Source organism: Paenibacillus sp. MER 180 (genome assembly GCF_023713665.1).
Classification (GTDB): domain Bacteria; phylum Bacillota; class Bacilli; order Paenibacillales; family Paenibacillaceae; genus Paenibacillus_B; species Paenibacillus_B suaedae.
Genome location: NZ_JAMAVT010000005.1, coordinates 315,129 through 327,686, shown reverse-complemented (window position 1 = coordinate 327,686; position 12,558 = coordinate 315,129). Strand labels below are relative to the sequence as shown.

Here is a 12,558-nt window from a genome sequence, read left to right as displayed (position 1 = left end):
GGATCATCCGTATCTCAGATCGGGTTGTGTTGTATTTGCAGAAATGATTTCGAACGAGTAACGGCTCGCGAATAGGAGTGATAGCGATGAGCAAGAAGACGACATTATATATTGTCCGCCACGGCCAAACCGAATGGAATGTGGAGCGGCGCATGCAGGGGCATATGGACTCCCCGTTGACGGCGCTTGGGGTTAGGCAGGCACAATGGTTGGGTGAAGCGATGAAGGATACAGCGATTGATTGCATCTATGCCAGCAGCAGCGGCAGAACGGATATGACGGCACGGCTCATTCGCGGGGAGCGTGATATCCCGATTATTAGTACGGATGCGTTGAAGGAAATTCATATGGGAGACTGGGAAGGACAGCTTGCAGATGAATTGCAGCGAGCCTATCCAGATCAGTTCGAGGCATTTTGGTATGAGCCGACCGAATATAAGGGCGTGAACGGAGAGACATTCGAAGAGCTTCGTCATCGAGTGCTGCCGTATGTACAGTCCATGATTGCGAACAACAAAGGCAAGTCGATTCTGATCGTGACACATACGGTTGTCGTGAAGACGCTGATGGCTTACTTTGAGCACAGACTTCCAGATCAACTCTGGGAGCCGCCACACATTCAGCCAACTAGTCTCAGTCAGGTAGAGATTACTGCTGGTGAACCACAAGCTGTAATTGTTCAGCATGGAGATACAAGTCACTATCAGGCTTCTTTCCAAGAGTAAGGTCGAAATGAAGGCAAATAAGTGAAGCGGAGGACGTGCTGCTTATGACTGTTTTCCTCGCTGTTGTTATTATTATTGCAGGAGCTGTCAGCTTCTTCTTTCCTAAGTTCGGATGGGAGATGAAGCATGGGTGGACCGTAGATGGAGAAACTGGGCCCAGTGATGACTACATCATGCTTACCAAGATAAGCGGGTTTATCATCATGGCCGTAGGCCTAGTATTATTTATCTACAGGATGATTGTCTGAGTGGCGCTATTGAAGCTGGAAATGAGGGCGGAGATATGGTGGATGATATACGGTCGGATGAGTTTCTGTTGATATCCAAACATCGACTGGTTTCCCACTATCAAGTAAAGCTGTTGTCATGTCTTCAATGCATTTCACCTGAAATGCTGTGGGATCAGGAGTCAGAGGGTGAAAATTGTATTGGCAGCATTGTGCTGCATATCATCGCGCACGTCGACCGCAATACGAAGCGGCTCTCGAACCCTGATACCCGCTTCGATCAGGGCATCGAAACGCATTTTCCGAATGAGCCTATGAGCAAGCTGGAGTTGATTGCCCGGGTGACCGAATCCTTTGAGGCTTTAGGTGCAGCGATCGATCAATCTCATTCCAAGAATCATTCTATGTATGACCTCTATCATCTCGTTGAACATACAGCCTATCATTCTGGGCAAGTCATAGACCGTGTACAACGGAGAATAGGCACGCGGTTTCAATTTGTGCAGCAAGGGCTGAATGAAAAGGCGCTGCGGCAAAGGATCGAAACCGAACTGGAAGTTCGAAAAGCAAAGAACACGGCTACATAACTATTTTTCTTTTCCAAATATACTGAAGAGGGTGACGTAAAATGAGCAATTCACGCAAAGGGATAGCAGGAAAAAGAATATGCTTACGTCCATTTACTGGTGACGACATAGATTGGTACTATGAGGCATTACTCCAACAGGAGTCTAACCGATTGACGGGTACGAAAAAGTTGTTCTCCAGAGAAGTACTGCGAAACTATTTGGATACAATTGCATCTGACCGTGAACGGGCACAGTTCGTTATCGCGCTGCAGGAGGATGATCGGCCGATTGGAGAAATTGCGATTATGGATATGGATCCATCGAATCGGAGCGGTCATATTCGTATCGCGATATTCGCTGAAGAGGACTGCGGGCAAGGGTACGGTTCGGAAGCAATGATTCTTATGTTGGATTACGGCTTCGGTATGCTGAACCTCAATCGAATTGAATTAGTTGTATTTTCATACAATGCAAGGGCAGTCCGAGCCTACGAGAAGATTGGGTTTGTACAAGAGGGGATTCAGAGAGAAGCACTTTACTACAATCATGAATACCACGACTCTATTTTGATGAGTATACTAGCGCGAGAATTTCGGGAGAGACATGGCGTTTCAGCAGGAGCGTCATCATCTGTCTGAAGTATCGTGATATAATTTACGAGAACAGTTATTTTGGCTATCTTGGGAGATGATAAGTTGGATACGAAGTGGGAATATCGTACGATCAAATATAAGACAGGAGGATTTCTGGGCGGCAAGGTCGATGAAGATGGCTTCGAGCAAATGCTGAATGAAGCCGGCTACGAAGGATGGGAGTTAGTGTCCTGCTTCGACACGAGCACCACCAATGGTCAATCCAGAGATATCATTGCTGTATTCAAGCGAAAAGTCTATTTGTAAGGTACATATTGAAAGTTGGCCCAGTCCTGGATTCTCATAAAACCGCGACTGGGCTTAGGGGCATCTCGCAACTATATTCTCATCGTACAGAACAATGCGCCTGCCTTGCATCTCTATCAGAAGCTTCAGTACAAAGAGGCATATCGCTATTGGTACCGTTGGCGTGGAACGCACTGATTGCAAGGGGGAGCTCTATGAAATGGTTAGCTAAACGAGAGTTCAACATTCCTCATACTGGCATCAATAAGATTGAGAAGGTTCAGATCGGTGGAATCGAACAATACATATTGGTTCAATCGATAAGAGAAGGTCTTCCTATCCTGCTTATGCTCCATGGCGGTCCTGGTCTGCCGTTGCCAGGTGTATCTTGTCGTGGAAGGGATTACGTTATCGCTACTACGACCAAACAACTTATGGAACATTATACACTCGTTATGTGGGATCAGCGTGGTTCAGGCAAAACCTACTCCAGCGGTACGCCTCGGGCATCATTTCATGTGCAGCAATTTGTAGACGATGCACAGGAACTCATTCATTATGTAAGGAACACCTATCGTTGTGAAAAGGTCACGATTGTTGGCTATTCTTGGGGATCGATCATTGGGCTGCGGCTGGCAGCCGAAATTCCGGAGAAAATTCATGCGTATATCGGTATTTCACAGATAATAAATTGGGCTGAAAACGACAAGCTCTGTTTGGAGTGGACACTGCAGCAGGCGGATGCAAGAGGTATGAAAAAAGCGCGAGACGAACTGCTTCGATGTGGTGAACCCCCATATGTGGATAGTGTGGAGCAGTGGGGTACGCTTCGCAAATGGATGGGCAGATTCAACTCCATGGTGTATGAGGATGAGGATACGAAATCCCCAGGAATGAAGGCCGCTATAAGCATGTTGCTCCGCTCACCAGATTATACGTTGCGAGATGTGATAAACACGATCAATGGATTCCGAACGACCTATACGCAGCGCATGGTCGAGGATTTTGCCGAAGTTCAACTGGAACACAAATTAACAAGGCTTGATATACCAGTTACATTTATACACGGCAGACATGATGTTCATGTGCATGGGCAGTTTGTAGAAACGTTTTGCGCGAAGTTGGAGGCCCCTGCTGGCAAACGGTTGATCTGGATGGATAAATCCGCTCATATGTTCCATCTTGATGATGCTCGTCGTATTGAACAGGAACTGATCGAAATCGCAATAAGGGCGTAGGTTCGTTATTGTATCCTAATGAAGCATTAAGGGGAGGCAGAGATGATAATAGAAACAGAACGGCTGCAATTGCGGCAGATGAACCAGGCAGATTATCCAGATTTATGCGAGATTCTGCAGGATGAAGAGGTCATGTATGCCTATGATCGCAAGTTTGAGGATGCTGATGTACAAGCATGGTTGGATCGGCAGAACGCGCGCTATCAAGAGTATGGCTTTGGATTATGGGATCATAATAAATCTCAGTTGAAGATGAGGTGTTTGGTTGAACAAGTGCTCTTACCGTATACAGTCTGAACGGCTTGTGATTAGACCGCTTGAGGGAAAAGACTACTTCGCATGGCTAGCTGGATATGAAAATAGGCTGCCTTCACAGCACAAATATGATGAAGGCACCGTTGAGATGAGCAGATACACCGAAGAATGGTTTCAACTCGAGATAGACAATCATCGAAGATTGGCTGTCGAAGATAAACTATATTTTTTCGGCATCTTTCGAAAAGAAGACAACGCCCATGTAGGGGCCATCGACTTTTCTACGCTATTGCGGGATGATTTTCAATGGGCCAGATTAGGTTATATGATTCATAATCAATACTGGAGAAGGGGGTATGGAAAAGAGGCTGTAGCTGCAGCAATTACTTTTGCGTTTGAAAAACTTAATTATCATCGCATTGAGGCGCATATTAACCTTGATAATACTCCTTCAATCAAATGTGCAGAAGGGGTTGGAATGAAGTTTGAGTGTATTCGAAAAGGATTTATATATGAAAATGACGCGTGGACAGATCATCTCATCTACTACATAAATGCAAAGTAGACCAGAACAGCCAGCTTATCTTAACGAAGGAAGCATGGCTTTTTTTGTATGTACATCGGTTCCTGTTTTTAGGATAATGATTATGCCTAATTTTGGGGTTAATATTCATATTCAGCATTCTGCCTAACAACACAGCGTTCATAAAGGAGATATGAAAGAAATGGAATATATATCGGAATTGCGGAAAGTTGTAGGTACGAAGCCATTGCTTTTAGTAGGTGCCTGTGTACTCGTATTTAATGAAGCAGGCCACTTATTGCTTCAAAAGCGGGCGGATACTCTGGATTGGGGAACGATAGGCGGCGCAATGGAATTAGGGGAATCGATGGAGGAAGCGGCGCATCGCGAGCTTTATGAGGAAACGGGACTTCGTGCAGGAGGAATGAAATTTGTTACACTGTTGTCTGGATCGGATATGTACTTCCAATACCCGCACGGTGATGAAGTCTATAATGTAATTGCTGTGTATGAAGCTTTGGATGTAACGGGAACACCTGTCGTGAATGATCATGAGGGTTTGGAAGTGAAGTATTTCGCTCTTGATGAACCGATTCCAGAGTTGAATCCATTCAATGAGAAGTATTTGCGCAAGGCGGGATATATTCAGAAGTGGTAATTGAAGATGACAATCGGAAGCAAGGAGGTTGAGCATGATGCGTCATTCTAAAGTAGCATGGGGGATAGCGCTTATCTTGCTTATTACAAACTTGATCACGATAGGATGCCTTATGACAGAGAAAGAGAAAGAGAAAGAAAATGAGACAGTTGTGCAGCCTGCGTTGGATGTGTTCGAGTTAAGAGGGCAGTCAGAGCACTGGAAGCTTCGTCATTATCAGGTGATGCGAACATCGAATTCGATACGAAGAGGATCTGCATCATTGACTTACTTGGGTGACACCAAGGAAATTAAGGATTCCTCATCGTTCTATATTGAATATTACGAGAAGCATGGGGAACGCGAAGAGGGAGTTCTTACGAGTGGAATGCTAGCTACGAACGGCAGTGTGCAACTATTATCGGAATTGGATCACTTGGGCTCCACTCAAAGCGAGCCTACTGAGTTCGAGCGGAGCATGACGAAGGATGACTTCGCTGGCAGTTATGTCAAATTGCGTTGGTCAGATAGTTATGGTGAGGAGCATGTTGAAATAATTGAGCTTGAAGTGAAAGATCATACCACATTCTCATAAGTGAGTGATAGTTGTTGTTAATAATGTGCTGATGTACGAGTCAGGAGGTGTCGGTGTGAAGGCTGTTATCTTCGATTTGGATGGTACGTTATTGGATCGAGAGAGCTCATTGCTATCTTTTCTTGAGGATCAATATGTGAGATTCAGAGGCTTGCAGAAGATCGATAAGCAGGCCTTCGTGAATCGATTTGTCGAGTTGGATTGCCGGGGTTATGTATGGAAGGATGCAGTTTACCGGCAGATGATTCAGGAATGTGGGTTGGACATGTCGTGGGAGGAATTACTTGAGGATTACATCACGAATTTCCACCGACACTGCATAGGCTTTCCGAATTTGCTGGAGGTACTGGATCTCATCAAGCAGCAAGGCTTGAAGCTTGGGTTGCTATCGAATGGATATGGTCAATTTCAGTATGCGAATGTGCAGGGTCTTGGCATTGAAGCCTATTTTGACTGTATCTTGATTTCCGAGTGGGAAGGGCTACGCAAGCCAGATCCAGCTATCTTCCATCGTGCATTGTATAAACTGTCTGTTCGAGCAGAAGAAGCGATTTACGTCGGCGATCATCCGGACAATGACGTGAGGGCAAGCCGTGCAATTGGAATGACTGCAATCTGGAAGGAAGATAAGTATTATGAGATACCTGCAGAGGCGGATGCGATGATTCGAGATCTGTTGGATCTCAAAATATATTTGTAGATTTATATTCATACGAGGACAACTAGATCATATGAAGGAGATCAGCGATGCTATACCATTTTAGTGAAGATTCAACCATTTCCACATTTATACCGCGTCCAGCAAAACAATCGCATATTCCGCCGGCAGTATGGGCAATAAATGAGGAGAATGCGGTTCACTATTATTTGCCCCGAGATTGTCCAAGGGTCATTTATGCAAAATCGGACATGATGAGTACGGAAGATGAAGCGAGATTCTTTGGTCACACAGTGGCAAACAAAATAATAGTGGTTGAGAATGACTGGCTCGAGCAGATAAGCAATACAACGATCTATAAATATACGTTTGAAGATTCCACTTTTCAGTTACTAGATGCGAATGCTGGGTACTATATTTCGCAACAAACGGTGAAGCCCATTCTGATTGAGCCGATGACCGATCTCATTCAGCACATCGTACAAGCCGGTGTAGAATTGCGATTTACTCCGAACCTGCACCCTATTTGCGACGCAGTGCTCGCATCTACGATTGATGCTTTTTCGATTATTCGATTTCATCATGCCAAGCCATTAGCAGCTGAATAAAGTGCAGGATGTGGCACTGAGACATCAGTCATTTCAAGTAGGGAGAACTCGATCATCAACCTCTTTGACGGGATGTCTCAGAGGAAGAGGGTTATTTACTAACGGGCGTACTGCTATCCTTTATCGCATGCCACTGTCGCTAATTAGCTTTATATTTGATACGATAACTGAAGTCATTATGAAACATCAGGAGAGACATCATATGCTAATCTACAATATCTGTTATATTCAACGCGGGAACGAGGTTCTGCTGCTTAATCGGGAGAAACCGAGCTGGATGGGGTGCTGGAATGGCATCGGCGGCAAGCTGAAAGCAGAGGAGTCTCCTCGTGAATCGATGGAACGTGAATTGAAAGAAGAAACGGGAATAACGCCCACGGATTTGACATTCAAGGGTATCGTCAGTTGGATGGTGGACGGGACGAGGTTTGGCGGTATGTATTTGTACGCAGCAAGGTTAGAAGAGAGCTATACATACAATACGCCGATTAAGACAGACGAGGGCATCTTGGATTGGAAACGAGTAGATTGGATTATGGATGTTCATAATCAAGGAGTCGCCTCTAATATGCCCCAAGTTCTTCAGGGCATGAGAAGCGATATGTACTGCTACGATTATCACTGCATATTTGAAAAAGGGGAGCTGCTGGACATGATCGCAATTCAGATTGATCCAGCATTGGAATGGGACGAGATACAGCGAGGGGGGTATTTGGAGAAATATGCTGTTATGATCCATTCCACATAAACAATAATTGAAATGTGATCGTTAATACCTAACTGCTAAACGCTGGGGCGTTACGAGATTATAAAGCCAAAAGGCACTGCATTTAGGGTGTCATTGGCTATATTTTTTATCTTAAGAATCGGTCTTACGAACTTGTTCCATTCAGTCGAGTTTTTTTAAAAGATGCCGTTTATGATGCTTGGTATGTGTATGACAGCAGTCGAGAATATTAGTAGAAGGGGATAAATGCTAAAGGAGATGAACTTGCGTGAACGCATCGAATATCAATCCGTTTCTGATGTTCTTCGGCAATGCGGAAGAGGCAATCAAGCACTATACTTCCGTATTTCAACCTTCTGAGGTGATAAGCCTTGTACGACATGGAGATGCAATGCCTAATCTGGACGAAGGCGATAAGGATAAGGTGCTGCACGCCGTGTTCTCGTTGAAAGGACAGGTGTTCATGTGCATTGATAACTTGGACAAGCAGCATCGCCATGAGTTCACGCCGGCTATATCCTTATTCGTGACATGCGATTCGGAAGAAGAAATCGATCGAGTATTTCGGGAGCTGTCTGAGGAAGGACAGGTGCTGATGCCGCTTGAAGCCTCGTCTTGGAGCGCCAAATTTGCTTGGGTACAGGACAAGTTCGGTGTATCGTGGCAATTGAATCTGGCGAATACATAATTTGCATTTGCATGAGAAAGAGGAGCGGTCTCTTGAGTGGTCAGTAATTGACCTTAAGGAGAGCCGCTCCTTTTCGCTTCGTAGGGGCTCTTGGTTCAGGCTATCCTTTGTTGAACTGAATAGTGCTCACTATCTCTATGAGCTGACGCAGCCCATGCTCGATGCGATCCTCAGGCACATTCGTCACATTGATTTTCAACAAATTGCTTGCCGGGAACGAAGCTAAGTAATGCTTGTCGATCGATTCGAGATGAATCGATTTCTTTTGTGCATCCGAAATAAGCCGCTGCACAGGCAGTCTGTCATGCAGTTCCAGATGGGTATGCACCGTTAGATGGGATGAAGCGCTTGGGATTGCGAAATGTTCATGCTGCTGAAGGGAGATATCACGCAATACTGCCTGCATGAGCTGCGACCTTCTGGCATACGAGGTGCGTATTTTCTCGCGATGATGCTCGAACATGCCGCTCTTTAAGTAGATTTCGAGCGCTCCCTGCGATAGCATGGAACTGTCAATATCCTGTGTTCGTTTATACCGATTGAACGTCTGGATTAGTACATCTGGAATCACAGCCACCCCAATGCGGAGCCCTGGAAAAATAATCTTCGAGTAGCTCTTCAAGTAAATGACATGCCCAGATTGATCGTACGCATATAGTGGATCGGACTTCGGATTGTGTTCCAAATCGGCCAAATAATCATCCTCGACGATATAGACGTCGTATTTGCGTGCGAGGGCAGCGATTCGCTTCCTTTCTTCGGTACGGTAGGAAGATCCAAGCGGATTATGGAATCTTGGTATCGTATAAAAAAACTTAATGTCCTCCGTACGGAATATTCGTTCTAGTTCGTCCATATCGATGCCTTGCTCCGTTCGGCGAATGCCCATTACAGGAAGTTGATGCGTTTGCAGATGTTCGACCAGCAGATGATAACAAGGCTGTTCAATAAGAATCATCCTATTCTGGTTCGGAAAAGGCATGGTACAAAGTATGGAGAGGGCTTGCTGCACCCCTGATACAATGAAGATGTTGGACAGCTGTGTAAACACCTGATAATTGGCGAGATGCCGCTGCATGAGTGCAAGTAGAGATGGCAGCCCTTGAGAGGTCCCATAGATGAATAGATCATTTTTGTAGGTGTCGATCGCTTTATTGATGCAGTGCTGGAAATCCAAGTATGGGAATACGCCAGGGTCAGGCGCGGCGGAGACAAAATCGATGATCTCCTGCTTCTTGTAATCTGCTTGATTTCGTGTCCGAACAACGTAATAGCCGCTCTTCGCTACCGAATAGATGAGATGTCTTTCTTCCAAATCATGCAGTGCCCGAATGATCGTGCTCTTATTGACTCCATATTGAATGGCAAGCTCGCGAATGGAAGGAAGTTTATCCCCGTCGTTCAAGGTGTGCTTCTCCAGATTGCGCTCCAAATTCTGAATGACCTGCTCGAATTTATACATCGTTCTCCATTCACCTCGAATCTGTACCGGTACAGATGCTAATTTTCTTGATTGTAGCATAGCACTGCAGCAATTAACATGGTTGTAGGGCCTTCAGTAACCAATTGCTTGCAAGCAAGGAAGAGAGGAATCGGTCATGAATCATTCAGCTGTAAAAAAAGCGTATATCGCCGCCATCCTAAATACACTGATTATTGGATTTTCCTTTGTTTTTGTAAAAATAGCGCTGCAAAGCGTAAACTCGCTAGACATGCTTGCCTATCGATTTACGGCATCCTTTGCGGCTATCATGATCTTGATTCTGTTCGGAAGAGTAAAGCTGAACCTGCGATGGAAGGATGTTGCGACGATTGTCCCGCTGGCGGTTCTTTATCCCGGATTGTTTTTTGCCTTTCAAACCTTCGGGCTCGTCACCGTATCTGCTTCGGAGGCTGGGATTATTCAGGCGGCTGTACCGATATTCACGATGATATTCGCATCGTATTGGCTCAAGGAACATTCCACATGGCAGCAGAAAATTGCTCTGCTTTTATCGGTTTCAGGACTAATTTATATCTTTGCGATGAAAGGCGTTAACGTTGGAAATACAAGTTTATCAGGTATCTTGCTCGTCTTCCTGTCTGTTCTCTCCTTAGCGGGATACAACGTTGCGGCACGCAAGAGAACACGCAAATATGGAGTGATGGATGTAACCTTTATTATGACCTGCTTCGGATTCGTGCTCTTTAATGCGATGGCGATTTTCCAGCATATTGCCCAAGGAACGACATGGAAAGTGATGCAGCCGCTGTTCGATCCGATGTTCGTAGTCTCCATTCTCTACTTGGGCGTGTTGTCTTCTCTGATGACCGCATACTTGACGAACTATGCATTATCGAAGCTAGAGGCAGTGAAGGTAAGCGTATTTACGCAATTAGGGACGGTTGTGACGATGGGAGCAGGTGTCATGATCTTGAACGAAAGCTTGCAATACTATCATATCGTTGGAGCTGGGCTCATCATAATCGGCGTGTTGGGCGTCAATATCCCGCTTCGTCAACGTCAACGTACAAGCAACATGAAGAAGCAGGCGTGAGATAGGGAATTTGTGAAGTGTGTAAGAAAAGCCAAAAGCACCGAACCTCGGTGCTTTTTTTTACCTGCTATAGATAGGTGCTATCTGATGGTGAAGTTGACTCCGTATATTGGCAAATTAGCTTTTGCGGCGACACGCTGTGAAGAGAAGTTGTCACAGAACGTGCTGTATAACGGGATGGCTCCGATCCTGCGAACCGCTTGAGCCCAGCTTGCAACTACGTGAGCTGCGTACCCTCTACCACGAAAGTCGTGAAGCGTTTCTAGCCCAGCCTCATGGGCATGACAAGAAATACGAACACTCCGGCATAGCGATACAATCTGCTCATGGTGAACGATTGCGACGCAAGGCTGTGCATACTCGATTTCTGAGACCAGCCACTCGAAACCGCTGTAATCCCATTTTGTTATATTTTCTTTCGTGATCGTTACTGGCTTCTCCGAACTCGCATCCGCCAAGCTGGTATCAGGTACATAGTAACAAGGCCCCATTGTGAATTGTTCAGCATGCAGGAGGCTCATATAGGATTCATAGTGCTTCGGTATTGCATGAATATCACGAATTGCGGGTTCAACCTTAATTAATGACTCCAGTTGTTCGACTACCGAGCTTGGAACATCATGGCGTAATCTCCATATCGTCTTGCCATCCATGGTTCGTCCTAAGAAAAAGCGGGGAGCTGGACGCTCACCAGGCCACGGCTCGTTAATCGATCGAAGCCGCATCTTGTCATCATGCGTAAAGAGGGCTTCAGCGTGCATGTTCATAAGCTTATTAGAAGATAGCAGACTTGCTTCTGGATTTTCTTTTTCCGTTTGAATGAGTAGCACCCCCAAGTTGTTATTTATTTCATCATACCCTAATTATTCCTCTACGTGTACCTCTGCTTCCTGTTGCATCGTGATTCTAAGGAAAAGTCTTGCATAATGCTAATGCAGTACGCAGCCATCGAAGTGTTGCACCCTAGTGTGATGTTTTCAAAGAGTGGATATGGCAGTCTGTATACAGGTGGTACGAAGTAAAGAATAGCTTGTAATGAAAATTACCTTGATGGATTAGGTCTTGATTGTTATGATAGCAAAAAAATGGTAGGAAATAGCTAATAATTTCAAGAGAGGACGGTGCTGATGATGCCATATTTACATGGAAACCGCATCACATTACGCGAATATCGCAGAGAAGATTTGGAATGGATTCGGAAATGGGCAAATGATGAGGAGATAACGAATACACTGAGTGATATTTTTTTGTATCCGCATGCGGAACAAGATACGGAAGCCTTCCTAGAAATGATGATTGACAGTTCGTCTAAATCGAAAGGCTTCGTCATCGCTGATCGGCAATCGTTGGATTATATCGGTCAAATCGATTTGCATCAAATTGACTGGAAAAATCGCTCCGCCTTACTTGGCATCGTGATCGGTCGCAAAGATATGCTTGGTGCCGGTTATGGCAGAGAAGCGATTCGGCTGATGCAGAAGTTTGTATTCCACTCCTTGAATTTGAACCGGCTGGAGCTGGAGGTGTATGCATTAAATGAGCGGGCGCACCGTTGTTATATCAGCTGTGGCTTCAAGGAGGAAGGGAGACTCCGCCAGAAGATGTTCAAGGACGGAAAGTACACGGATGTTATCGTGATGAGCGTGTTGAAGGACGAATATGAGCAGATACAGCATGATGGGAACTGACCTAA

Annotated in this window: 18 protein-coding genes; 16 read left to right on the top strand and 2 right to left on the bottom strand. The window is 45.3% G+C overall.

Annotated elements, in window-relative coordinates; all coding sequences use genetic code 11:
* Window positions 1-86 precede the first annotated feature (86 nt).
* The 14 genes from M3661_RS10810 to M3661_RS10750 all read left to right on the top strand — a co-directional run bounded on the left by M3661_RS10810 (window position 87) and on the right by M3661_RS10750 (window position 8,328).
* A complete protein-coding gene (locus M3661_RS10810; protein ID WP_251484590.1) occupies window positions 87-725 on the top strand; it encodes a histidine phosphatase family protein in 639 nt (212 codons plus the stop codon).
* Window positions 726-769: 44 nt separating this feature from the next.
* Complete coding sequence (locus tag M3661_RS30735) at window positions 770-973, top strand: DUF6199 family natural product biosynthesis protein (RefSeq protein ID WP_397376510.1); 204 nt, start codon at window positions 770-772, stop codon at window positions 971-973.
* 35 nt (window positions 974-1,008) lie between these two features.
* Window positions 1,009-1,539 carry a DinB family protein gene (locus tag M3661_RS10805; protein WP_251484587.1) on the top strand — a complete coding sequence of 177 codons (531 nt, stop codon included), beginning with the start codon at window positions 1,009-1,011 and terminating at the stop codon, window positions 1,537-1,539.
* Window positions 1,540-1,580: 41 nt separating this feature from the next.
* The gene (locus tag M3661_RS10800; RefSeq protein WP_251484584.1) at window positions 1,581-2,159 is read left to right on the top strand and encodes a GNAT family N-acetyltransferase; all 579 of its coding nucleotides are present in this window, start codon (window positions 1,581-1,583) and stop codon (window positions 2,157-2,159) included.
* Window positions 2,160-2,216: 57 nt separating this feature from the next.
* Window positions 2,217-2,420 (top strand): DUF4177 domain-containing protein, encoded by a 204-nt coding sequence (locus M3661_RS10795; protein ID WP_163976139.1) that lies wholly within the window; start codon window positions 2,217-2,219, stop codon window positions 2,418-2,420.
* 194 nt (window positions 2,421-2,614) lie between these two features.
* Complete coding sequence (locus M3661_RS10790) at window positions 2,615-3,637, top strand: alpha/beta fold hydrolase (RefSeq protein ID WP_251484581.1); 1,023 nt, start codon at window positions 2,615-2,617, stop codon at window positions 3,635-3,637.
* A 42-nt stretch (window positions 3,638-3,679) separates the two neighbouring features.
* Complete coding sequence (locus tag M3661_RS10785; RefSeq protein WP_251484578.1) at window positions 3,680-3,934, top strand: GNAT family N-acetyltransferase; 255 nt, start codon at window positions 3,680-3,682, stop codon at window positions 3,932-3,934.
* A complete protein-coding gene (locus M3661_RS10780; RefSeq protein ID WP_251484575.1) occupies window positions 3,903-4,457 on the top strand; it encodes a GNAT family N-acetyltransferase in 555 nt (184 codons plus the stop codon). The genes M3661_RS10785 and M3661_RS10780 overlap by 32 nt, the downstream gene beginning before the upstream one ends.
* Window positions 4,458-4,617: 160 nt before the next feature.
* Complete coding sequence (locus M3661_RS10775; protein WP_251484572.1) at window positions 4,618-5,073, top strand: NUDIX hydrolase; 456 nt, start codon at window positions 4,618-4,620, stop codon at window positions 5,071-5,073.
* 34 nt (window positions 5,074-5,107) lie between these two features.
* On the top strand, window positions 5,108-5,647 hold the full coding sequence (locus M3661_RS10770; RefSeq protein WP_065290537.1) for a hypothetical protein: 540 nt from the start codon (window positions 5,108-5,110) through the stop codon (window positions 5,645-5,647).
* A 55-nt stretch (window positions 5,648-5,702) separates the two neighbouring features.
* On the top strand, window positions 5,703-6,347 hold the full coding sequence (locus tag M3661_RS10765) for an HAD family hydrolase (protein WP_311279555.1): 645 nt from the start codon (window positions 5,703-5,705) through the stop codon (window positions 6,345-6,347).
* A 47-nt stretch (window positions 6,348-6,394) separates the two neighbouring features.
* The gene (locus tag M3661_RS10760; RefSeq protein ID WP_251484566.1) at window positions 6,395-6,913 is read left to right on the top strand and encodes a DUF6886 family protein; all 519 of its coding nucleotides are present in this window, start codon (window positions 6,395-6,397) and stop codon (window positions 6,911-6,913) included.
* Between the two features lie 202 nt (window positions 6,914-7,115).
* Complete coding sequence (locus M3661_RS10755; protein ID WP_251484564.1) at window positions 7,116-7,661, top strand: NUDIX hydrolase; 546 nt, start codon at window positions 7,116-7,118, stop codon at window positions 7,659-7,661.
* A gap of 247 nt (window positions 7,662-7,908) precedes the next feature.
* Window positions 7,909-8,328: a VOC family protein gene (locus tag M3661_RS10750; protein WP_083189060.1), complete on the top strand. Its 420-nt coding sequence runs from the start codon at window positions 7,909-7,911 to the stop codon at window positions 8,326-8,328.
* A 100-nt stretch (window positions 8,329-8,428) separates the two neighbouring features.
* Here the strand turns inward: M3661_RS10750 and M3661_RS10745 are convergent, their stop codons facing one another.
* Entirely contained in the window at window positions 8,429-9,790 is a 1,362-nt protein-coding gene (locus M3661_RS10745; protein WP_251484561.1) for an aminotransferase-like domain-containing protein, read from the bottom strand.
* Between the two features lie 136 nt (window positions 9,791-9,926).
* On the opposite strand from M3661_RS10745, the gene M3661_RS10740 reads away from it, so the two are divergent.
* On the top strand, window positions 9,927-10,865 hold the full coding sequence (locus M3661_RS10740; RefSeq protein WP_065290532.1) for a DMT family transporter: 939 nt from the start codon (window positions 9,927-9,929) through the stop codon (window positions 10,863-10,865).
* An 80-nt stretch (window positions 10,866-10,945) separates the two neighbouring features.
* Here M3661_RS10740 and aac(2')-IIb read toward each other — a convergent pair whose 3' ends face one another.
* A complete protein-coding gene (gene aac(2')-IIb / locus M3661_RS10735; protein ID WP_311279556.1) occupies window positions 10,946-11,695 on the bottom strand; it encodes a kasugamycin N-acetyltransferase AAC(2')-IIb in 750 nt (249 codons plus the stop codon).
* 300 nt (window positions 11,696-11,995) lie between these two features.
* On the opposite strand from aac(2')-IIb, the gene M3661_RS10730 reads away from it, so the two are divergent.
* Complete coding sequence (locus tag M3661_RS10730; protein WP_251484929.1) at window positions 11,996-12,553, top strand: GNAT family N-acetyltransferase; 558 nt, start codon at window positions 11,996-11,998, stop codon at window positions 12,551-12,553.
* Window positions 12,554-12,558 lie beyond the last annotated feature (5 nt).